Origin of the sequence: Kribbella qitaiheensis (assembly GCF_042657745.1) — a bacterium.
Lineage (GTDB): Bacteria > Actinomycetota > Actinomycetes > Propionibacteriales > Kribbellaceae > Kribbella > Kribbella qitaiheensis.
This window is the reverse complement of the sequence record NZ_JBHSKE010000005.1, coordinates 23809-46044: the sequence shown is the minus strand read 5'-3', so window position 1 is coordinate 46044 and position 22236 is coordinate 23809. Positions and strand designations below refer to the sequence as shown.

Genomic DNA, 22236 nt, shown 5'->3' with positions numbered 1-22236 from the left:
TCTGGCTGGGGGTACTCGTGGCACAGGTAGTGATGGTTACCGGCGTCTCCCGGGACGCCGGTGCTCGTTGTGCCCGCCGCCTGGCAGCCGATCCCGGTGTCGACACCGTGATCGGCATCGACGTGGGGCCGCCGCGGGCCGAGCTCGGCCGGGTCCGGTTCGTCCGCGCGGACATCCGCAACCCCGTCATCGCGAAAGTCATCGCCGGTGAGGACGTCGACACCGTCGTCCACACGGGCGTCGTGGCGACCCCTGGCAGCGCCGGTGGCCGTTCGTCGATGAAGGAGATCAACGTCATCGGCACCATGCAGTTGCTCGCCGCGTGCCAGAAGGCACCCGGCCTGAGCAAGCTGGTGGTCAAGTCCTCGACCACCGTGTACGGCGCCGGCCCGCGCGACCCCGCGATGTTCACCGAGGAGATGGCGCCCCGGGCGATCCATCAGACCGGCTTGAGCAAGGACGCGGTCGAGGTCGAGGGCTACGTGCGCGGCTTCGCCCGGCGCCGCCCGGACGTCTGCGTCACCACCCTGCGGATGGCGAACTGGATCGGCCCGCAGACCGACTCTCCGATCACCCGGTACTTCGCGATGCCGGTGGTCCCGACCGTTTTCGGCTACGACGCTCGCCTGCAGTTCCTGCACGAGGACGACGGCGTCGAGGCGATCCACCACGCGACCGTGACCGACCTGCCCGGCACCTTCAACCTGGCCGGCGACGGCGTGCTCTCGCTCTCCCAGGCGATCCGCCGCCTCGGCCGCCCGGCGCTCCGGTTCCCCTCCTTCACCGCCGCCAGTACAGCGGCCGTCGTCCGCCGGGCCAGGCTCGCGGACTTCTCGCCCGACCAGATCACCTTCCTCACCTACGGCCGGGCTGTCGACACCACCCGGATGCGCAGCGAGTTCGGCTTCGAACCGAAGTACACGACCGCGAGCGCCTTCGACGACTTCCGCGCCTCGCTCGGCCCCGGCGCGGTCACGATCGCCTCGCGACTGGTGACCGCCGGGCTGAATGCCGGTCTGGGGGCACTCCGTGGCTGACGCCGACGTCATCCCGATCGGCTCCGGCGGACGCCCCGGCCGCGGCAGCGGACGCCGTACGACGCCGTCCGCCGCGGCCCGCGCACTCGCAGGCCCTGGGGCGGCGAAGGCTCGAAGTGCCCGCACCACCAAGCCTCGGGCCGCCGCCGTGGAATCCCCGGCCGAGCCTCGGGGTGTTGCCGCGCCTGGAGTACAGGCCGCGCCCGAGCCTGGAGTACAGGCCGCGGCTGAGACCGCAGTACAGGGTGGGCAGGACTTTGCCGGGTTCGAGAGGTTCGTCCGGTCGACGTTCGGGACCGATGGTGAGGCCAAGGTCGCGGAGTTCCTCGCGTTCATGCGGCGGCGGTTGACCGGGGACTACGAGGTCGACGAGTTCGGCTACGACCCCGAGCTCACCGACGAGGTGATCCTGTCCGTACTGCGCCCGCTGGCGGAGAAGTGGTTCCGGGTCGAGGTCCGGGGCGTGGAGAACATCCCCGACACCGGCGGCGCGCTGATCGTCGCGAACCACTCCGGCACGATGCCGCTGGACGGGCTGATCACCCAGTTGATCATCGCCGACCACACGAACCGCCCGCTGCGCACGCTCGCCGCGGACCTGGTGTTCCAGACGCCGTTCGTGGGGGAGTTGGCCCGCAAGGGCGGCGCGACCCTGGCGAGCAATGACGATGCCGAGCGGCTGCTGAGCCGGGGCAACCTGGTCGGCGTCTGGCCGGAGGGGTTCAAGGGGATCGGGAAGCCGTTCAGCGAGCGCTACAAGCTGCAGAGGTTCGGCCGCGGCGGGTTCGTCAGCGCGGCGATGCGCACCGGCGTACCGATCGTCCCCTGCTCGATCGTCGGCGCCGAGGAGATCTACCCGCTCGTCGGGAACATGGCGTCTCTCGCGCGGCTGCTGGGCGTCCCCTACATTCCGATCACGCCGTTCTTCCCGCTGCTGGGACCCCTCGGCCTGATCCCGCTGCCCTCCAAGTGGCTGATCGAGTTCGGCGAACCGATCCGCACCGACGACTTCGCCGAGGGCGCCGCCGACGACCCCATGCTCGTCTTCAACGTCACCGACCAGGTCCGCGAAACCATCCAGCAGACCCTCTACGCCCTGCTGATGCAACGCCGCAGCGTCTTCTTCTAGCCCGCCCCACCCCCCAGCTCTTCAGGTGGCTAGTTCACTTCCAGGGCGGGAGCAGGGTTTGGAGCACGCCGGGGAGGTTGATGGTAGGGAGGGGCAGGCTGAGGGTCGGAAAGGGCCAGGGCCAGCTCGGGGTGCCCGGTGTCGGCAGGGTCGGGACGGTGGGTCCTGACGGTGTCGTGGTGGGCTTGTCCGATGGGTTCGGTGGCGTCTTCAGGTCGGTCGGCTTCGACGTCGGCTCTTGCAGGATCGTCGGGTTCAGGCCCTTGGAAGGCACCGTGCTCGGCTTCGCGCTGGGAGCGCTCGGCTTGGTGCTGGGCACGGTCGTCGGCCCGGCGTTGCCGGGGTCGCTCGGCTCAGTGCCCGGGTTGGTGGTCGCCGGACCCGCGGTCTTCGGCGGCTTCGGCTTGTCGCACTTCGGGCACGCGACGGTCGTGTGCTGAGCGAGCTGCTCGATCGTGGCCAGGGCCTCGACCGCTCCCTTCAGCGACTCCGGCGGCAGCTTCGGAGCGAGCTCACCGATGGCCTGGCGGGCGCTGGTGATGAACGTCGTGACTACCGTGATGGAGGTGGAGTCGCCGTCCTGCTGGTACGAGGCTACGAGCCGGGACACACCCTTGCGGGCCTGCGCGGAGAAGTCGTCGAGCGTGCTGTTGATCGTGGTGACGTCGCCGCCGCGGTTGTCGGCCATCGCGTCGATCTCGGACAGCCGGGTCATCGCGTGCTGGAGCTCGCGCCGGCCCCGGGAGTCGTCCCCGACGCTGACGTTGGTGGAGACGTTCTCGATGCTGCGCTTCATCCCGTACAGCGTGTCGCCGGGCATCGCCTGCTGAGCGGCGGCGGCAGATCCGATGCCACCTCCGAGGAGGACCAGCGCAGCGGTACTGGCCACGAGCCGGATACGCCGGCCATGACGATGGCGGTGGCGGTGCCGGATATCTGTCACGGACGCGTCGTCGTCCTCGCGCGGAGGCGGTTCGTCCTGGTCGTCCGGTGTGCTGCGCACCACGGTCGGAGTCGTCGTCGCGGCACGGGCCGCGGCCTGCTCGAGGAGACGGTGCCTCAGCTCGGCAGTGAACTCCGGTCGCGGTGAGACTGCGCCGGCGGTCCTCAGCCGTCCAGCGAGCTCCACAGCATCCATCAGTTCAGGGTCATCGCTCAGTCGCGAAGAGTGACGGGGCCCGTGATCGACCGCGTGCGCGAATGCCTCCGCGCGCGCTCGAGCCCTGTGTAGGTCACTCATGAGTTCTCGTTCTCCTCAATGGCCAGCCGGGGTCACCGACAGGTCCTCACCAGGCAAACGAGGAATCTCCCTGACGGGTTACGAAAGACATTCGTTGTCATCCTCCTCACCTCAAGTCCTTGGGGATAACCTTCGCCAAGTGCCGTACGGCCCTCAGTTGCAGTTGCTTGACGGCGCCCTCCGACTTCTCGAGCGCCTTGGCCGTTTCAGCGATCGACAGACCGGCGAAGAATCGCATCGTCAGGCAGTCGCGTTGCTCGTCGGGAAGCGCCGCGACGGCGTCCCGCAGTACTTCGGCGGTGGCGGCGGCCAGCACATCGACGTCCGGGCCCTCCGTCAGCCGGTCGTGGGTCTCGATCTCGTCAGTGACCACCTCGAGCCGGACCCGGCCCGACTTGTAGTGGTCGGTGATCAGGTTCCGCGCGATCGTCACCAGCCAGGCACCGAAGTCCCGGCCCTGCCAGCGGAACGAGTCCAGTGCGCGCAGCGCCCGGACGAACGTCTCGCTGGTGAGGTCCTCCGCGAGCGCCGACGACGACACCCGCGCGTAGATGTAGCGATACACGGTCAGCGAGTACTCGTCGTACAGCTCGCCGAACGCACCGACATCCCCTGCCTGGGCGCGATCGACGAGCTCTGCGCGTCTCATCCCGTCCGGGCTTGGCTCCGGCGTCGTCAAGTTCTCTCCCCGTTCAACTGACACGTCTGCGTCTGACACATCCGCGAAGGCCCACAGCGGCTGAGACAGCACCGAGCGTTACGTCTGAAGCACCCGCTGTCAACAGTGCGCGGCGTGCCGCCGTCCGTCCGAGCCGATATTCACGGATCCGCCGGCCGATTGCTCGCGCAGGGCGCAGCAGCCCGTCGTACGGGTTGACCGCACACGGATCCCCCACCACCCCGGGCCTCGCAAGATCGTTCGCCGAGCCCGGGCAAGTCGTTGCGTGGGCCAGGTCCAGGCCGTCGTGCGACACCGGTGCGCGGACGTCGTCCGACTTCACCGGGCAGGGCAGGCTATCGCCCGGGAGTACACCTGTACAGCCCCCGTCACGCGTGCCTGCAATCGATCCCAGTACTCCGGTGAGGCGGAGCCGGCGCGCAGTTCACACGTCTTAGGTCGAGTCACAGGGAGCACCCTAATGGCCTCGTGGCAGACTCGCCTGGTGAACTTCAACTTCGCGGACACTCTTCGTGACACAGCGCGACGTCACGGCGAAGGTCTCGCGCTGGTAGACGGCGACCGGCGGCTGACCTGGGGCCAGCTCGACACGGCGGTGAACGCGGCTGCCCAGGGGTTCGCGGCAGCCGGCCTGGTCCCGGGGTACCGGGTGGTTCTGCTGATGGCCAACAGCGTCGAGTTCGTCACCTCCTACCTTGGATGTCTTCGCGCCGGGCTGGTCGCCGTACCGCTGAACACGGGCCTGACCAAGACCGAGGTCGGCCACGTGATCGCGCACTCCGGGGCCCGGATCGCGGTCACCGACGGGGACCTGGCGGACAAGGTCGAGGGCATCCGGGTGGTCCGTCCCGGCGAGCTGACCGGTCACGCTCCGCTCACGCCACAAACCGACCCAGAGGCGCTCGCCGTCCTGCTCTACACGTCCGGGACGAGTGGTGAGCCGCGCGCCGCGATGCTCACCCACCGGGCGCTCGGCGCGAACGTGAAGAATCTCGCCGACCTCGGCGAGGACCGGATGGGCCCGGACGACGTCGTGCTCGGCGTGCTGCCGATGTTCCACGCATTCGGCCTGAACGCGGTGCTCGGCTGGGCCGTCGCCACCGGCGCGGCGCTGATCCTCGAGCGGCGGTTCGACTCGACCGCCACGATCGACCTGATCCGCCGGTACGGCGTGACGCGGCTGCCGCTGGCTCCGCCGGCGCTGAACGCGTTCCTCGCCCGGCCGGATCTGAAGGACGCGCTCGGGACGGTGAAGGTGGTTCTCACCGGCGCGTCGACCCTCGAGCGCGGGCTCGCGGAGCGGTTCGAGCAGGCGACCGGGTTGTTCGTGCACCAGGGATACGGGCTGACCGAGGCGTCGCCAGGTGTCACCACGACCCTCGGCGAGGACGACCCGAAGCCCGGCTCGGTCGGTCGGGCCCTGCCGCATGTCGAGCTCCGGATCGCCGACGAGCAGGGCGAGGACGTCGAGGGTGACGACCCCGGCGAGATCGTGATCCGCGGCGGCAACCTGTTCTCGGGGTACTGGCCGGACAGCGTGGACGGGCCGGACGACGAGGGCTGGTACCGCACCGGCGACGTCGGCTACCTCGACGCCGACGGGGACCTGTTCCTGGTCGACCGGCTCCGCGAGCTGATCATCGTGTCCGGGTTCAACGTCTTCCCGAGCGAGGTGGAAGAGGTCCTGGTCACCGCCCCCGGAGTACGGGAGGCCGCCGTGATCGGCGTGCCGTCCGAAGAGACCGGCGAGGCGGTGAAGGCGTTCGTGGTACCGAAGACCGGCGCCGCGCCGGTGCCCGCCGAGATCCTGGAGTACGCCGGGACGCGGCTGGCGCGGTTCAAGTGCCCGGTGGAGATCGAGGTGGTCGACCACCTCCCGCACTCGGTCACCGGCAAGGTCGCCAAGGGCAGGTTGCGGGAGGCGGACCGGTGAGGGTGACGCTGTACGGGAAACCGGGCTGTCACCTCTGCGACGACGCCCGGGCGATCGTCGAGCAGGTCTGCGGCGAGCTCGGGGTCGGCTGGACCGAGATCGACATCACCCAGGACCCCGCCTTGTTCGAGCAGTACGCCGAACAGATCCCGGTCACCCTCGTCGACGGCCGCCAGCACGACTTCTGGCGGGTGGACCCGCTCAGGCTGAAGAAGGCCTTGACAAGTCAGTGATCTTCGCCGGGCGTCCGCTAGTGACATCCGTCATGGGTGTCATCGCCGATTTTGTTCTCACGTTCACAAGCTCCTAGAGTGGGGTAGTCGCCAGCCGTGAGGCGGTGACTTGCGAACCACCATTTCCAGGAGAATTGTGACGCCTGCCCGCAGCCGTCGCCCCGGCGCGCCGACGAGAACCGAACGCGGCATTCCCGAGGCCACTGTCGCGCGCTTGCCGGTGTATCTGCGGGCCCTGACCGCGCTGTCGGACAGTGGCATCGCCACCGCGTCGAGCGAGGATCTCGCGACCGCGGCCGGCGTCAACTCGGCCAAGCTCCGCAAGGACCTGTCCTACCTCGGCTCCTACGGCACCCGCGGCGTCGGCTACGACGTGGAGTACCTGCGCTACCAGATCGCCCGCGAGATCGGCGTCACCCAGGACTGGGCCGTGGTCATCGTCGGGATCGGAAACCTGGGCCACGCGCTGGCGAACTACTCCGGCTTCGGCACCCGCGGCTTCCGGATCGTGGCGCTGCTGGACGCCGACCCGAGCCTGGTCGGCGAGCGGATCGGCGAGATGGTGGTCCGCGACTTCGCCGAGCTCGAGGAGATCGTCGCCTCCGACCGGGTCTCGATCGGCGTCATCACCACTCCGGCCGGCCCCGCCCAGGAGGTCTGCGACCGCCTGGTCGCCGCCGGGGTGACGAGCATCCTGAACTTCGCGCCGGTGGTGCTGTCCGTGCCCGACGGCGTCGACATCCGCAAGGTGGACCTCTCGATCGAGTTGCAGATCCTGGCGTACCACGAACAACGAAAGTCCGGAGAGGCGGCGCTCCCCGAGGTGCCCGAGCTACCAGCGACGATGAACGGTCTGACCGATCTGCCCAGCGTGGGTGGGGGTGTCGGCGCATGAGCTACTTGGTCGTCGGCATCTCGCATCGCAGCGCGGACATCTCGGTCCTGGAACGGGTCGCCCTCGACCCGGACGCCGCGACCAAGCTGGCGCTGGCCGTGCAGCACACCCCGGCGGTGACCGAGTCGGCCGTGGTCGCCACCTGCAACCGCACCGAGGTCTACGCGACCGTCGACCGCTTCCACGCGGGCATGGACGAGGTCACCGCGATCCTGTCCGACCTCACCGGCGTACCGCTGCTGGATCTGGCTGAGCACCTCTACGTGCACTTCGAGGAGGGCGCGGTCGCGCACCTGTTCCAGGTCGCGGTCGGCCTGGACTCGATGATCGTCGGCGAGAGCCAGATCCTCGGCCAGGTGAAGGAGTCGCTGCGCGTCGGCCAGGACCTGGAGACGATCGGCACCGGCCTGAACGCCCTGTTCCAGCACGCGTTGCGGGTCGGCAAGCGCGCCCGCACCGAGACCGGCATCGACTCGGCCGGCCGCTCGGTGGTCTCCGCCGGACTCGAGGCCGTCGGCGGCTTCGCCGGCCGCCGCGCGCTGGTTGTCGGCGCCGGTTCGATGGCATCCCTGGCCGCGCAGACCCTGCTCGCGGGCGGTGCGACGAGCGTCACCATCGCGAACCGCAACTTCGATCGCGCCGCCGCCCTGGCGGACCGCGTCGGCGGTACTGCGATCCGCCTGGCCGAGGTCCCGGACGCGCTGACCGAGGCCGACCTGGTCGTGTCGTGCACCGGCGCGCGCGGCGTAGTACTGACCGAGGAGATGGTCCGGAACGCCGCGGACGGGCGGCCGTTCGGAGTACTGGACGTGGCTCTTCCGCGCGACGTGGACCCGGCCGCGGCGCGGATCCCCGGCGTCACCCTGGTCACCCTGGCGGACCTCGCCGGTACCGCGGGCGGCAGCGAGCACGACGTCGAGGAAGTACGGCGGATCGTCGGCGAGGAGACGGGTGCCTTCGAGGCGACCCGGCGGGCCGCGTCCGTCACCCCGACGGTGGTCGCGCTCCGGACGATGGCGAGCGAGCTCGTCGACGCCGAGCTGGCCCGGCTGGACCGCAAGCTGCCGGGGCTCGACGACGTCCAGCGCGGCGAGGTGGCCCGGACCATCCGCAGGGTGGTCGACAAGGTGCTGCACACCCCGACCGTGCGGGTGAAGGAACTCGCCGCGGATCCGGGCGGACCGACGTACGCGGACGCGCTGCGCGAGCTCTTCGCGCTGGACCCCGCGACGGTCGACGCGGTCACCGCTCCCAAGGCGACGCCGAAGACGGCCCTTGATCCGGCCCCTGATCCAGCACAGCATTCGGCACCGCAGATCACCGGAGGTGAGTCCGCATGATCCGGCTCGGTACCCGCCGCTCCGCGCTCGCGACAGCCCAGGCGACCCACGTCGCCGACAGCCTTCGGGCTCTCGGGCACGAGGTCGAGCTGGTGCCGATCGTGACCACCGGCGACACCAACAAGGCACCGCTGGAGCAGATCGGCGGCACCGGCGTCTTCGTCAGCGCGCTGCGCGACGCCCTTCTGGCCCACCAGATCGACGTCGCGGTGCACTCGCTGAAGGACCTGCCGACCATGCCGGTCGAAGGCCTGACGATCGGCGCAGTCCCGCAGCGCGAGGACCCCCGCGACGTACTGGTGGCCCGCGACGGCCTGAGCCTCGGCGAGCTGCAGACCGGCGCCCTGGTCGGGACCGGTTCACCCCGCCGGGTCGCGCAGCTGGAGGCGCTCGGACTGGGGCTGGAACTGACCGGCATCCGCGGCAACGTGGACAGCCGGATCGCGATGGTCGCCGAGGGCAAATTGGACGCGGTGGTGCTCGCGAGGGCAGGGTTGGCCAGGTTGGGCCGGCTTTCGGAGGTCACCGAGACGCTGGACCCGATCCAGGTTCTGCCGGCACCGGGACAAGGTGCCCTGGGCATCGAATGCCGCGCCGACGACGTCGCGGTACTGGAAGCTCTTGCTCCGCTGGAGGATCCCGCGGTACGCGCCGCGGTGACCGCGGAACGGCAGTTGCTGGCCACGCTCGAGGCAGGGTGCACGGCTCCGGTCGGCGCGCTTGCCGAGGTGGTCGAAGGTGAGGACGGGCCGGAGCTGTGGCTCCGGGGAGCGCTCGGCCAGGAGGGCGGCGTACGGCGGCTGTCGGCCAACGGGCCGGTGGACGACCCACGGGCCCTCGGGCGGGCACTCGCGAACGAGTTGCTGGAGCAGACATGACACCGGCACGGGGAACGACGGGCAGCAGCGGGACGAGCACGCGTGGGATTCAGAGGACGAGCAGGACAAGGGCAAAGGCGACAGCAGACGTGAGCAGCGCGAAGACAGCGGCCACCAAGGCACCCCAGAAGGTGCCGGCGAAGATCGCAGCCAGCACCACGACGGTCAAGCAGGCCAGACCGCTCGGGCACGTCACGTTCGTCGGCGTCGGACCGGGCGACCCCGCCCTGCTGACGCTGGCCGGCCGCGACGTGCTGGCGAACGCCGACGCCGTGGTGGTGGAGGGTCCCGAGCACGACGCTTTCCTGGCGTACTGCAAGCCGGGCGTCGAGATCGTGGACGGCTCCGGCGCCGAGGGCAGCCGGGCGCTGCGGGTCGCGGCCCGCGCCCGCCTGGTGGTGAAGACCGCCAAGACCTCGGCGAACGTGGTCCGCCTGCTCACCGGCGACCCGTTCACCTTCTCCAGCGGAGCCGAAGAGGCCGCCGCCTGCCGCAAGGCCGGGATCGGCTTCAACGTGGTTCCCGGTGTGAGCGAGGTCAGCGCCGTCCCGACGTACGCGGGCATCCCGCTGACGATGAAGGGCGACCGCGAGGTCACCGTGCTCGACCTGGCCGAGTCCAAGCTCGACTTCACCCGGCTGCACCCCAAGCAGACCCTCGTGCTGCTGAATGCGGTCGAAATGCTGAAGGAGACCACCACTGCGCTGGTCGAGGCCGGCTTCGACGCCGATACTCCGGTCGCTGCGACCGTCGGTGGCACCACCACGGCGCAGACCAGCGTGGTCGGCACCCTGGGCACGATCGTGGCCGACCTGCGTGCCGCCAAGCTGACGGGTGAGGCCGTCATCGTGGTCGGCGCGGTCGTCGAGCAGCGCGAGTCGCTCAGCTGGTTCGAGACCAAGCCGCTGTTCGGCTGGCGGATCCTGGTGCCGCGCACCAAAGACCAGGCCGGGCCGCTGATGGACCGGCTGCGCCGCTACGGCGCGATGCCGGAAGAGGTGCCGACGATCTCCGTCGAGCCGCCGCGCAACCCGCAGCAGATGGACAAGGCCATCCGTGGCCTGGTCGAGGGCCGGTACGAGTGGGTCGCCTTCACCTCGGTGAACGCGGTCAAGGCGGTCCGGGAGAAGTTCGACGAGTACGGCCTGGACGCGCGCGCCTTCTCCGGCCTGAAGATCGCCGCGGTCGGCGAGAAGACCGCCGAGGCGATCGGCGCCTGGGGCATCCGGCCGGACCTGCTGCCGTCGGGCGAGCAGTCCGCCGCCGGGCTGGTCGAGGACTGGCCGCCGTTCGACGAGGTGCTCGACCCGATCAACCGGGTCTTCCTGCCCCGCGCGGACATCGCCACCGAGACGCTGGTGGCCGGCCTGACCGATCTCGGCTGGGAGGTCGACGACGTCACGGCGTACCGGACCGTCCGGGCCGCTCCGCCGCCCGCGCCGACCCGCGAGGCGATCAAGTCCGGCAAGTTCGACGCGGTCGTCTTCACCTCGTCCTCGACGGTGCGCAACCTGGTCGGTATCGCCGGCAAGCCGCACGCGTCGACGGTGATCGCGGTGATCGGCCCGGCGACCCTGAAGACCGCCGAGGAGCACGGCCTGCGCGTGGACGCGATGGCCGAGTCCCCGTCGGCCGAGGAACTGGCCGACGCGCTGGCTCGATTCGGCGCCGACCGGCGTGACACCATGATCGAGGCCGGTGAACCGGTCACCCGCCCGTCCGAGCGCCGCTCGGGCTCACGTAGGAAGAGCTAGGTCGGTGACTGGTTTCCCGGGTGTCAGGCCGCGGCGGCTCCGGTCGTCCGCGGCAATGCGCAGGCTGGTCTCCGAGACCACGCTCGAGCCTCGTCAGTTGATCCTGCCGATGTTCATCCGGGAAGGCGCGCGCGAGCCGATCGCGATCAGCTCCATGCCGGGCGTCTACCAGCACACCCGCGACACCGCCCGCAAGGCGATCGCCGAGGCCGCTCAGCTCGGGATCGGTGGTGTCATGCTCTTCGGGGTGCCTTCGTCGAAGGACGAGGTCGGCTCCGGTGCGGTGGACCCGGACGGAATCCTGAACGTCGCGATCCGGGACGCTGTCTCCGAGGTCGGCGATGACCTGCTGGTGATGTCGGACCTCTGCCTGGACGAGTTCACCTCGCACGGGCACTGCGGCGTACTGGACTCTGCCGGTCGGGTGGACAACGACGCGACGCTGAAGATCTACGCGGAGATGGGCGTCGCCCAGGCCTCCGCCGGTGCGCACGTCGTGGGCCCGTCGGGGATGATGGACGGCCAGGTCGGCGCGATCCGTACCGCGCTGGACGCGGCCGGGCATCCCGACACGGTGATCCTGGCCTACGCCGCGAAGTACGCGTCGGCCTTCTTCGGCCCGTTCCGCGAGGCCGTGGACTCGTCGCTGCAGGGCGACCGCAAGACCTACCAGCAGGACCCGGCGAACGCCCGCGAGGCTCTGCGTGAGGTCGACCTGGACCTCGAGGAGGGTGCCGACATCGTGATGGTGAAGCCGGCCCTGGCGTACCTCGACATCATCCGCCACTTCCGCGACCACGTGAACGTACCCGTTGCCGCGTACAACGTCTCCGGCGAGTACGCGATGGTCGAAGCCGCCGCGGCCAACGGCTGGATCGATCGCGAGCGCGCGATCATGGAAACCCTCACCTCGATCCGCCGAGCGGGCGCCGACACCATCCTCACCTACTGGGCCGCCGAAGCCGCCCAACTCCTCCACCGCTGACCGAACGCGAGGTACTGCGCCCGGTCGGCCGGTACCGCTGAACGCTGCCGCAAGTCGGCCCTGCGGACCCCTACTGGGGACCTTGAACACCAGATGGCCTGTCCGGGGTCCCCAGACACTGTCCGAGGACCCCGACTTCGTACCAGCGGACCAGCCGCATCCGCCCCGCGATTTGGCCGCTGTGAGGAGTCCCGTACCGAGGGACAGGTAGATGTGCCGTCGCTCGGGTGCGGTCAGGCTCGGCCGTGGTGGGGGTGGGGCTGAATTGGCGACTACTACCTGTCGGTCGGTACGGCGTTGGTGGCGTTCGGGTGCTTCTTCCGCTGGGGTGGTATCTCGACAACGGCGTTCACGACATCGTCTTCCCCACCTGCCGAGGGTGTCGCTTCAGCCCTGGAGTGCGGGGTCTGCTGGTTGGTCGGACTTGGCGTCGTAGCGGCGGAAGGGCTTGTTGGTGGAGAGGGCGAGGATGCCTAGGATGCAGGCGGCGCCGCCGGTGATGATGCTGGTGACTGGGCCGAAGAGGCCGGCTACGGCGCCGGCTCGGACGTTGCCGAGGTTGGGGCCGCCCAGGCCGATGATGAAGTCGAGGGAGTTGAGGCGGCCTCGGAGTTCGTCGGGGGTGTTGGTTTGCAGGATCGTCGCGCGGAAGACGGTGGTGACGATGTCGGCGGCGCCTGCGATCGCGAGGAAGGTGACGGCCAGCCAGAGGTTGTGGGTCAGGCCGACGCTGCCGATGCCGGCGCCCCAGACGGCGACCGAGATGAGCATCGCCCGGCCCTGGCGGCGGATGTGGCCGAGAGGGCCGGAGAGTACTGCGGCGATCAGGCCGCCTATGCCGATGCCGGCGAACAGGTAGCCGACGGTTTGCGGGCCGCCGCCGAAGTGGGTGGCGGCGAGGGCGGGGAAGAGGGCGGTCGGCATCGCGAGGACGGTCGCGTTGAGGTCGATCAGGAAGATCATCCCGATCAGTTTGTGGTTCACCGCGTACTTGAGGCCCTCGACCACGGAGCGCAGGCCGACGCCGGTGCCGCCGCCCTCGGGTGGCATGGGTGGCAGCCGCTGGACGCTCACCATGACGGCTGCGAATGTCAACGCATCAATCCCGTACGCCGATTCGAGGCCGACCGTGGCGACCAGTACCCCGGCCAGCACGGGTGCGGCGATGATCGCGACCTGGAAGGACAACTGGCTCAACGCAGCGGCGGCCGGGAGTCGTTCGAGCGGGAGTACGCGCGGGATGAACGTCCGGCGTGAGGGGGTGTCGACCGCGCTCAGCGCCGCGGCGATTGCCGTGAGCAAGTAAAGCAGCCAGACCTGCCGCCACTCGAGCAATGCCTGCAGGGCGAACACGAGCGATACGAGCATCAGCCCACTGCTGGTGAACAGCACCAGCCGCCGCCGGTCGACCGCGTCCGCGATCGAGCCGCCGAACAACCCGAGCACCAAGGTCGGAACCAGGCTGGCGAGGCTGATCGCGCCGACCGCCACCGACGAGCCGGTCAGGTCGTACATCTGAATCGCGACCGCGACCATGGCCATCAGGCTGCCGATCGACGACAGCGACTGCCCGCCCCAGAGCCAGCGGAACTCCACCGACTCCCGCAGCGGCGTCACATCGGCGAACAACCTCCGGGCACCAGGCACAAGGAACGATTATCGTCCGCTGCGCGGCCTCCGACCAACCCAATTACCCACCACCCGGGGTCAGCGGTGGATGGTGTAGTCGGACTGGATCAGGCCGGCGCCCAGAGTGCGGGTGGCGTTGTGGGTGAGGGAGATGTCGTGGTCGAGTTCGCCGAAGAGTGGGATGCCTTGGCCGAGCAGGACCGGGACGACGGTGATGGTGAGTTCGTTCAGCAGGCCGGCACGGAGGAAGGTCTGCACGACCCGGCCGCCGTCCGCGTAGATCCGCTTGGCACCGCGGTCGTCCAGCGTCTGGACCAGGGCTTCGACGGTCCGGTGCACGATGATCCGCTCGTCGGCATCCAGCGGCAGCGTGCTGCTGAGCACCTCGACCTGCTTGCCCTCGTACGGCCAGAAGCCGAAGGTGAGCACCTTCTCGTAGGTGTTCCGGCCGAGCACGACGGTGTCGACCGCCGCCATGAACTCGTCGTACCCGGTGTCGCCGGCCTTCTCACCACGTTCGGTGAGCCAGTCGATCGACCCGTCCGGGCGCGCGATGAATCCGTCGAGGCTGGTCGCGATGAAAACCGCGGCATGGAAAGTCACCTTCCCTTTGTACAGCCTGCCACCGACACAGCACACCGAGGGACCGGTACTCCGGGTCAGCGGCATTCGTCCACGTGCATACGCGCCTACCCCTTCAGGCCTGTTTGGGCGAGGCCCTCGACGAACTGGCGTTGGGCGAGGACGAAGATGATCAGGACCGGGAGAGCGCTGAGGGTGGCGGCCGCCAACTGGACATTCCACATGGCCCCGCCGTACGCGTCGACGTACTGGGTGAGGGCCTGGGGGATGGTGAACTTGTCCTTGCTGGAGAGGAAAACGATCGGTTCCAGGTAGAGATTCCAGCTGTGCAGGAAGGTGAAGATCGAGACCGCGCCGATCGCGGGGCGGGCCAGCGGGAGCGACACCTGCCAGAACAGCCCGAGCCGGCCGAGCCCGTCGACCCGCCCGGCCTCCTCGAGCTCCTTCGGCAGGGTGATGAAGAACTGGCGCATGATGAAGGTGGCCAGCACGCTGGGCGCGCCGAGCATCGGGATCAGGATCAGCGGCCAGTGGGTGTTCACCAGGCCGAGCGAGTCGAACATCCGGTAGAGCGGGATGATCGTCACCTCGTTCGGCACCAGCAGCCCGGCCAGCACGATCACGAAGACCACCCCGGCGCCACGGAACTTGATCCGCGCGAAGGCGTAGCCGGCCAGCGACGACACCACCAGCGTGCCGAGGGTGACGATCACCGCGATGTACAGGCTGTTCAGGTACTGCCGGCCGAACGTCTGCAGCTCGAACACCTGCCGGTAGGCGTCCAAAGTCGCCGAGCGGGGCAGTAGCGACGGCGGGAACGCGAAGATCTCGTTCACCGGCTTCAGCGAGGCCGTCGCCATCCACCAAGTCGGGAAGACGAACGGGATGCAGCAGACCAGCAGGACGGCGTACGCGATGAGCCTGCCGCGGCGGCTCAGCCCGGAGACGGACGACTTACGACTCATGCCTGTGTTAGTCCTCATAGAACACCCACCTCCGGCGCATCCGCCATTGCAGGACCGTCAACCCGAGGACGATGGCGAACAGCAGCAGCGAGATCGTCGCGCCGTAACCGAAGTGATGGAACTGGAACGCCTGCTGGTACAGGTAGTAGACGAGCACGGTGGTCGAAGTACCAGGCCCGCCCTGCGTCAGTACTGCGATCTGCGCGAAGACCTGGAGTGACCCCACCACCGTGAGGATCGACGTGAGCAGGATCGTCGGGCTGATCAGCGGCACGGTGACCCGGCGGAACCGAGCCCAGGCCGACGCGCCGTCGATCCGGGCCGCCTCGTAGAGCTCGGCCGGAACCCCTTGCAGGGCAGCGAGAAACAGCACCATGTTCAGCCCGACGCCCTTGAACAGCTGCACCACGATCACCGAGATCATCGCCGTCGCGTCACCGCGCAACCAGTTCGGCCCGTCGATCCCGACCAGGTCCAGAAACCCGTTGATCCCGCCGTTGTCCTGCAGCAGGAAACCCCACACGATCGTCCAGGCGACCAGCGTCACCACGACAGGCGAGAAGAACAACGTGCGGAAGACGACCGTGCAGCGGAGCTTCTGGTTGAGCAGCACCGCGAGGAACAAGGCGAGACTGAGGTTCAGCGCCACCAGGCCGGCAGAGAACAATCCGGTCGCCCGGAGCGCCGGACCGAGTCGCGGGTCCGACGCCAGAGCCTTGAAGTTGTCACCGCCGACGAAGTCGAAGGTGCCGGCCAGCACGTTCCACTCGTGCAGGCTGTACCAGACACCCAGCCCGAGCGGAACGATGACGAAGGCAACGATCCCGGCCAGCTGCGGCGCGACGAACAGCCAGCCGGCCAGCTCGTCGCGCCGCCGCATCGTCCAGTACGGCGCCCGCTCGGCGGCCGGCGGGTCCGGCGCCGCCACTTGTTTGTCCAGAAGGATGGTCATTTGCTCAGCAGCGGGTTGATCTTCGTGCACACCCCGGACAGGACCGCCTTGACGTCCGCGTCGGGCTTCCACAGCGGGTCGAGCGCGGCGCGGACGGTCTGCTGGAGCTCGGCGTAGCCTGTGTGGCCCGTCTTGATGTCGCCGCGTTCGACACCGTCGATCACGACACTCTGCAACTGCGCCGGCTTGAGCAGCGGGTTCGCCTTGGCCAGCAGGTCCGTGGTCAGCTGGGACTTACGCGGCGGCGGGAAGAACTGCGCGAGCTTGGCCGAGTTCTCCTGGTTGGTGAAGTAGGCCAGGAACTTCTTCGCCTCGTCGGCGTGCTTGCCGCGCTTGAGAACGCCGATCCCCGCCTGGCCGACGACGGAGTACTCACCGGCCGGGCCCTTCGGCAGCGGCACCAGGTCCCACTTGAACTTCGCCTTCTCCAGCAGGGCCGCGCGGCTGATCTGGATGAGCACCATCGACGCGTCGCCGGCGAAGAAGTCGGTGGTCCGGCCCGGACCGGGCATCGCCTTGTCGGTGAAGACCATCTTGTGCACGAAGGTCATCGCGTCGACCATCTCGGGCTGGTCGAACCCGCAGGTCTTGCCGTCCTCGCTCCACGGCCGAGCGCCCCAGCCGGCCCAGATCGTGTTCAGCGTGTCCCAGCCCTTGTAGTCGAAGTCGCCGACCACGATGCCGCCCTTGCCGGTCTTCGCCTGTACTGCGGCGCCGGTCGCGACCGCCTGGTCCCAGGTCCAGGTGCCGGCCGCGATCTGCTGGGCCGGGGTCTGTCGCCCGGCCGCCGTCACCAGGTCGGTGTTGACGAAGACGCCCAGCGGCGAGGTGGAGAACGGGTAGGCGAACAGCTTGCCGTCCTGCTCCCAGGTGGCAGTTGCGCTCGGCAACAGATCCGCGTCCTTGTCGATCTCCTCCAGCGCGCCTGAGGAGACGAAATCGGGTGCGGTGCTCTCCAGGATCCAGGCCAGGTCGGGCGCGTTGCCGCCACCGATCTGGGTGGTCAGCGCGGTCGTGTAGCTGTCGAACGGGATCGACTCGAAGGTGATCTTGCCGACCTCCGGGTGGTCCTTCTTGTAGGCGGCGGCGATCTGGTCGAACAGCGCGGTGTGCTTGGCGTTCGCGCTCCAGATCGTCATCCGCAGGTCGACCGGGCCGGACGCGCCGGCCTCGTCGCCGGAGCCGCCACCGCAGCCGGCCAGTGCCAGCAGAGCTGCGGCCACACCGGCCGCGGTCAGCGTTCGGAGTTTCATGGTGTCAGTCCTCCATCAGTAGCCGGTACTCAGTAGCCTGCGATGGCCGGCCAGCTCAGTTCGACGCCCTGGGCGACCAGCCGTGCCTGGAAGTCGCTGAGCAGAGCAGGGGAGTTGCGGACCGCGCGCGGGCTGACGTCGCGGTCCAGGCAGAAGGCGGCGAGCAGCCCAGCGGCCTCGCCGACATTCCACTCGACCGGGTGCAGCCGGTAGCAGCCGTTGGTGATGTGCGTGGTGCCGAGGTTCTTGCCGGCCGGCAGCAGGTTCTCCACCCGCTGCGGGATCAGCGCCCCGAGCGGGATCCGGAACGGGCTGCTGGCCACGTCGATGTAGTTGTCGCCGCCGGTGGAAGGGTGCAGGTCGATCCGGTACATCCCGACGCCCACGCTGTCGGAGTACTCGACCGCGCCCTTCGCACCCCGTACCGCGACCGACAGGTCCTGCTCGACGATCGTGTACTCCGCGGCGATCCGCCGCGACTCCCGGATGTACGGCGCTTGGGCCAGGCCGTCGCTGGAGCCGAGCAGATCGCCGCGCAGGCGGAGTCCGCGGAAGCCGGTCCCGCCGTCCGGCCGGGGAGCCTCGGTCTGCAGCCAGTAGAAGACCGCCTGCGACAGTTCGCGCGCCCCGGCCAGATGCTTGTCCACGTCCGGTACGTCAATCACCGGGCCCTCGAGGTAGTCGATCATCGGCCAGTTCACCAGGCAGATGTCGCTCTCGTAGGCGCCGGGTACGAAGTGCCGCCGCGCCGCGATCCGCCGGAAGGTCCACAGGTTCGTGTCGCCGCCGGTACGCCGCTGGTCCGCGACCACCGCGAGCGGATCGTCGTCCGGGTTCGGCGTGAATGTGCGCCGCGAGGTCGCCAGCGTGCGCGGATCCGGCGCGTTCCACGACAGCATCCGGTCACCCCAGAACGGCGGCTGGTAGTTCCGCCAGAACGAGTAGTTGACCGGCTCGTCCCCGACCTGGTCGCCGTCAACGTGATCCACTGCGAAGCAGAACGAGACAGCCTGCATGTTCAGCGGCTGAGCCTCGTCCGGCGCACTTGGCTCACCGGTGGCGGCCTGCGACTCGAAGCCAGTCACGTACTCCGTGCCCGTGAGCGGTAGGAGCTCGCCGGTCTCCGTGGCGTCCAGTACGTAGGGCGCGGCCAGGGTGAGCTGGTCACCCGTGTCCCGGTGCTGCACGACCACGGACGTGACCCGGTCGCCGTCGGTGCCGGCCGAGACCGGCTTGTACGGCTGGAGCACCTGCAGGCGGCGGCTGGCGCGGTACGGCGCGAGCATGGGCTCCAGGACAGCCAGGGCGACTCGCGGTTCATGGCAAAGCTTGGACACGTACCCCGCGCCCGGGTTGAGCTCGGCGACGGCTCTAGACGCCTCGGTCAGCGGGTAGTGGCGCCGGTAGTAGTCCCGGATGCCCTCCCGGAGTTGCCGGTAGGAGGCGGTGACGCCGAACTGCTCCACCCAGGTGTGCTCGTCGGGCGGCACGGCCTGGCTGGTCAGCTGACCCCCGAGCCAGTCGTACTCCTCGGTCATCACGACCGAGCGACCGGCGCGCAGGGCGGACAGAGCCGCGGCGATACCGCCGAGCCCGCCACCGATGACCAGGACGTCCGTTTCCATCTATGAACCCTTCGGCTTGGCGAGGGTGCTTCCCTCTACTAGTTCGCAGGACAGCAGTTGCTGGGTCTCGGCCTCGTCGCCGGACAGGATCGCCTCGAGCAGACCGACGGCCTGCCGGCCCATCTCCTTGCGCGGGATGTGGAAGCCGGAGTAGTCGGCATCACTCGGCACCGGCCGGCTCGCATCACCGAGGGCGACCACGGATAGATCGCCCGGTACGTCGAGTCCGCGCTGCCGGGACGCCTCCGCGATCGCCGCCGCATCCGCCAGATCCTCGACGAACACCGCCGTCACCTGCTGAGCCAGCAACTCGTCCAGCACCTCGCTCAACTCGCGATCTGCTGGAGAGATGTGGAGGCCGCGCTCGGTGACCTCGCGGAACCCGCGCAAGCGGTCGGCCGACGACTCCGCGCCCTCGCCAGGGCCGACGAAGGCGACCCGCTCATGTCCGAGCTGGAGAGCCCGGGCGGTGACCGTGGCTGTCGCGCTCACGTAGTCGGCGCCGACGTACGGGATGGTGGCGCGGGCGTCGGGGAGTTCGGGATCGTCGCGGCGGCCGACGGAGACGAAGGGGTACTTCTCGGCGACCAGGCGGCTGAGTTCCTCGGCGGGGATGCGGCGGCCGAGCAGCAGTGAGCCGTCCGCGATCCGGAGCCGGTTGTTCTCGTGGAAGACGCGGCGGCGGCCGTCCGTCACGGGCGCGCTGGTGAACAGCAGCAGGTCGCAGCCGAGCTCCTCGGCGCTCTCCTCGATACCGCTCAGGAACGGGTGGTAGAAGTCCGCGCTCGCACTCGGGAACACCGACTCGTAGGTGAACACCCCGAGGATCTGGTTGCGCTGCTGCAGCAGCCGGCGGGCGAGTGGATCGGCGACGTACCCGGTCTCGCGGATCACCTTCAGCACCCGGTCCCGCGTCTCGGCCGGGATCCGCGCCGACGCGGCGGTGCGGTTGTTCAGGACCAAGGAGACGGTCGTCTGGCTCACCTTCGCCAGCCGGGCGATGTCGCGCTGGGTCAGCCGGGTCGTCATCGCTCACCTCCTTGAGTAATACGTATTGCCGGGCGTTGATCGGGAACGCTAGACCGCCCGGTCAACGGCCGTCAAGAGTGGATCGACCTAGTAATACGAATTAGCACCGTCCTGCTCTTGACGCCACCGAGTGCCGGACAGGAAACTCCTCGACCAGGGCAACCGCTTACCAACACCCCGCGCCGTCTCCGCCTGGACCCAGGAGTGCCGTATGACCCTGAACCGCCGCACATTGCTCGCCGGTGCCTCCGCCGCCGCCGTAGCCCCAGCTCTCACCACCCTCCCTGCTCACGCAGCCCTACCCGCGCGTTCAGCCGCCGCCGGACCTCATCCGCTGCTGCAGCCGCTCCCCGCGGGTGCCCCCGACCGGCGGTTGTTCGCGCCGCTGGAGCAGCGGTTCGCTCCGTACCTGGCGATCCTCGCGCCGATGGTGAACGACATCGTCGACGTCGACCCCGCGACGTACGGGTTCATGGGCGGGGGATGGTGGCGGACGCCGGCGCAGCCGTTCAACGCGCGGGTGCAGGAGCACGTGTTCACGCTCAGCTGGTTCTACGCCAACAAGCGCGCCTGGAACCCGTACTACCGCGACCCCGCGCTGCTCGGGCGCCTCGATGCGGCGCTGCAGCACTACTTGAAGCTGCAGAATCCCGACGGCTCGTGGCCGGAGTACGCGCCGGGGGAGCGGGGCAAGGCGTCGAGCGGCTTCGGCCTCGGCTACCTCGCCAAGACGCTGGCGAACCTCCGCCAAGCCAGAGCTCTGCCCGCCCGCCGCACCGAGCTGGAAGTTGCCCTGCGCAAGGGAGCCGCGTGGTACCTCGACCCGGGCAATGGTGTCGTCTGGGACGACCCGTTCCAGTACACGAACCAGGCGGTCGCGGGCGTGGCCGGCTCGGCGCTCTCGCTCACTCTGTTGCCGGATCGCGCGCTGTGGCAGCGACTTCAGGAGCGCATCCGGTACGTCGCGCGCTGGGCGCAGAGCCCGGCCGGGTTCTTCTACGACCCGCGCGGGATGGACATCAACTACAACTTCGAGGTGATGCTGCCGGAGATGGCCGAGTTGCGCCTGCTCACCGGCAACCCATTGCTCGTCTCGATGACCCGGAAGTTCAGCGACTGGTTCGGCTACAACCTGCTGCGTGAGCCCGACGGATCCGGCTGGCTCACGTACTACGCCGTCTCCGACCGCACCGCGACCGCGTACTACGACGACGTGATCCCGGACCCGGACCGGACGAACCTGGGCTCGCTCTTCGTCCCCGCAGTACCGGAACTGGGCGCCTTCTTCACCTCACGGGAAGACCGAGCGGCGACCCGTACCGCGTGGGCGGCGGATCCGGCGTCGGTGCAGCCGCTCGCCAAGCAGGACACCTCGCCGCGGATCATCGCGCATGCGCCGTACGGCGAGCGGTTCCCGAGCAGGTCGGCCAAGCGCGCCGCAATCGCCCGGATCCCGTACCTCCGCAAGGACAACTTCACCGAACTCCGCCGCGACGAGGTGGAGAACCAGGACTACCTCTACGTACGCCGCCCCGGCCTCTATCTGGGCGCGTACTTCGGAACCCGTGCAGGTAGTGCTGTCAAGGCAGGCACCGGCTTCCTCTGGCATCCGCAGGCCGGCACCGTGATCCACTCCCAGCAGACCGCCACCGGCTGCTGGGGAACGGTCCGCGCGGGCAAGGCCGATGCCGACAGCAATCTGGTCGCCGAGTACCCCTCGAAGGACCTGGTCCGCTACCGCACCACCGACTCGACGGTCGCGACCGAACTCGTCGTCGGCCGAGCCTCGGTGACCCGCCGGGTGACGGCGACAACGGCCGCCACCGAACAAATTCCCCTCGTCCTGCAGCCAGGTGATGAGGTCGTCTTCTCGGACGGCACCCTTGTTCCCTACAACGAGAGCCGTACCGCATCCGCCGACGGTCTGGTGATCCGTCGGGGCCGCACCACGATCAGCATCACCTGGACAGGCATCCGCGCGGCCTCCCTCGTGACCTCGACGCGCACCTACCTCCGCGATCAGCGCCGCCGCATCCACGTCCTCCGCATCCCGCACGACGGCACCCTCGAGACGACCGTGCGGACGGAGGCGTAACCG

Annotated in this window: 19 protein-coding genes; 10 read left to right on the top strand and 9 right to left on the bottom strand. The window is 69.2% G+C overall.

All coding sequences use genetic code 11. From position 1 onward, the window contains the following. Window positions 1-17 precede the first annotated feature (17 nt). The gene (locus tag ACFPJ1_RS03265; RefSeq protein ID WP_380101291.1) at window positions 18-1037 is read left to right on the top strand and encodes an NAD-dependent epimerase/dehydratase family protein; all 1020 of its coding nucleotides are present in this window, start codon (window positions 18-20) and stop codon (window positions 1035-1037) included. Then, window positions 1030-2166, top strand: coding sequence for a lysophospholipid acyltransferase family protein (locus ACFPJ1_RS03260; protein ID WP_380101290.1), 1137 nt, complete (start codon window positions 1030-1032; stop codon window positions 2164-2166). Before ACFPJ1_RS03265 ends, ACFPJ1_RS03260 begins: the two co-directional genes overlap by 8 nt. A gap of 34 nt (window positions 2167-2200) precedes the next feature. Here ACFPJ1_RS03260 and ACFPJ1_RS03255 read toward each other — a convergent pair whose 3' ends face one another. Further along, window positions 2201-3304, bottom strand: coding sequence for a DUF5667 domain-containing protein (locus ACFPJ1_RS03255; RefSeq protein ID WP_380101289.1), 1104 nt, complete (start codon window positions 3302-3304; stop codon window positions 2201-2203). Window positions 3305-3512: 208 nt separating this feature from the next. Next, window positions 3513-4055 (bottom strand): sigma-70 family RNA polymerase sigma factor, encoded by a 543-nt coding sequence (locus ACFPJ1_RS03250; protein WP_380101288.1) that lies wholly within the window; start codon window positions 4053-4055, stop codon window positions 3513-3515. A 514-nt stretch (window positions 4056-4569) separates the two neighbouring features. Here ACFPJ1_RS03250 and ACFPJ1_RS03245 point away from each other — a divergent pair. The 7 genes from ACFPJ1_RS03245 (at window position 4570) to hemB (ending at window position 12103) form a co-directional block, all read left to right on the top strand. Beyond that, a complete protein-coding gene (locus ACFPJ1_RS03245) occupies window positions 4570-6018 on the top strand; it encodes a class I adenylate-forming enzyme family protein (protein WP_380101287.1) in 1449 nt (482 codons plus the stop codon). Beyond that, window positions 6015-6251 carry a glutaredoxin family protein gene (locus ACFPJ1_RS03240; RefSeq protein ID WP_380101286.1) on the top strand — a complete coding sequence of 79 codons (237 nt, stop codon included), beginning with the start codon at window positions 6015-6017 and terminating at the stop codon, window positions 6249-6251. Before ACFPJ1_RS03245 ends, ACFPJ1_RS03240 begins: the two co-directional genes overlap by 4 nt. A 136-nt stretch (window positions 6252-6387) precedes the next feature. Continuing rightward, the gene (locus tag ACFPJ1_RS03235) at window positions 6388-7146 is read left to right on the top strand and encodes a redox-sensing transcriptional repressor Rex (protein WP_132189664.1); all 759 of its coding nucleotides are present in this window, start codon (window positions 6388-6390) and stop codon (window positions 7144-7146) included. Continuing rightward, entirely contained in the window at window positions 7143-8486 is a 1344-nt protein-coding gene (locus tag ACFPJ1_RS03230; RefSeq protein WP_380101285.1) for a glutamyl-tRNA reductase, read from the top strand. The genes ACFPJ1_RS03235 and ACFPJ1_RS03230 overlap by 4 nt, the downstream gene beginning before the upstream one ends. Further along, window positions 8483-9364, top strand: a complete 882-nt coding sequence (gene hemC, locus ACFPJ1_RS03225) for a hydroxymethylbilane synthase (RefSeq protein WP_380101284.1) — start codon at window positions 8483-8485, stop codon at window positions 9362-9364. Before ACFPJ1_RS03230 ends, hemC begins: the two co-directional genes overlap by 4 nt. Before the next feature lie 89 nt (window positions 9365-9453). Beyond that, the gene (locus tag ACFPJ1_RS03220; RefSeq protein WP_380101283.1) at window positions 9454-11118 is read left to right on the top strand and encodes a bifunctional uroporphyrinogen-III C-methyltransferase/uroporphyrinogen-III synthase; all 1665 of its coding nucleotides are present in this window, start codon (window positions 9454-9456) and stop codon (window positions 11116-11118) included. 4 nt (window positions 11119-11122) lie between these two features. Next, window positions 11123-12103, top strand: coding sequence for a porphobilinogen synthase (gene hemB / locus ACFPJ1_RS03215; protein WP_380101282.1), 981 nt, complete (start codon window positions 11123-11125; stop codon window positions 12101-12103). A gap of 387 nt (window positions 12104-12490) precedes the next feature. Here hemB and ACFPJ1_RS03210 read toward each other — a convergent pair whose 3' ends face one another. The 7 genes from ACFPJ1_RS03210 to ACFPJ1_RS03180 form a co-directional block, all read right to left on the bottom strand. Next, the gene (locus tag ACFPJ1_RS03210) at window positions 12491-13750 is read right to left on the bottom strand and encodes an MFS transporter (protein WP_380101281.1); all 1260 of its coding nucleotides are present in this window, start codon (window positions 13748-13750) and stop codon (window positions 12491-12493) included. 60 nt (window positions 13751-13810) lie between these two features. Continuing rightward, a complete protein-coding gene (locus ACFPJ1_RS03205; RefSeq protein ID WP_380101280.1) occupies window positions 13811-14335 on the bottom strand; it encodes a dihydrofolate reductase family protein in 525 nt (174 codons plus the stop codon). 86 nt (window positions 14336-14421) lie between these two features. Then, a complete protein-coding gene (locus ACFPJ1_RS03200; RefSeq protein ID WP_380101279.1) occupies window positions 14422-15279 on the bottom strand; it encodes a carbohydrate ABC transporter permease in 858 nt (285 codons plus the stop codon). Between the two features lie 7 nt (window positions 15280-15286). Beyond that, window positions 15287-16231, bottom strand: coding sequence for a carbohydrate ABC transporter permease (locus ACFPJ1_RS03195; protein WP_380101278.1), 945 nt, complete (start codon window positions 16229-16231; stop codon window positions 15287-15289). Beyond that, window positions 16228-17484 carry an ABC transporter substrate-binding protein gene (locus ACFPJ1_RS03190; RefSeq protein WP_380101277.1) on the bottom strand — a complete coding sequence of 419 codons (1257 nt, stop codon included), beginning with the start codon at window positions 17482-17484 and terminating at the stop codon, window positions 16228-16230. The genes ACFPJ1_RS03195 and ACFPJ1_RS03190 overlap by 4 nt, the downstream gene beginning before the upstream one ends. Window positions 17485-17513: 29 nt before the next feature. Next, complete coding sequence (locus ACFPJ1_RS03185) at window positions 17514-19109, bottom strand: FAD-dependent oxidoreductase (protein ID WP_380101276.1); 1596 nt, start codon at window positions 19107-19109, stop codon at window positions 17514-17516. Further along, window positions 19110-20138, bottom strand: a complete 1029-nt coding sequence (locus ACFPJ1_RS03180) for a LacI family DNA-binding transcriptional regulator (protein ID WP_380101274.1) — start codon at window positions 20136-20138, stop codon at window positions 19110-19112. Between the two features lie 211 nt (window positions 20139-20349). Between ACFPJ1_RS03180 and ACFPJ1_RS03175 the strand changes: the two genes are divergently transcribed. After that, window positions 20350-22233 (top strand): hypothetical protein, encoded by a 1884-nt coding sequence (locus ACFPJ1_RS03175; RefSeq protein ID WP_380101273.1) that lies wholly within the window; start codon window positions 20350-20352, stop codon window positions 22231-22233. Window positions 22234-22236 lie beyond the last annotated feature (3 nt).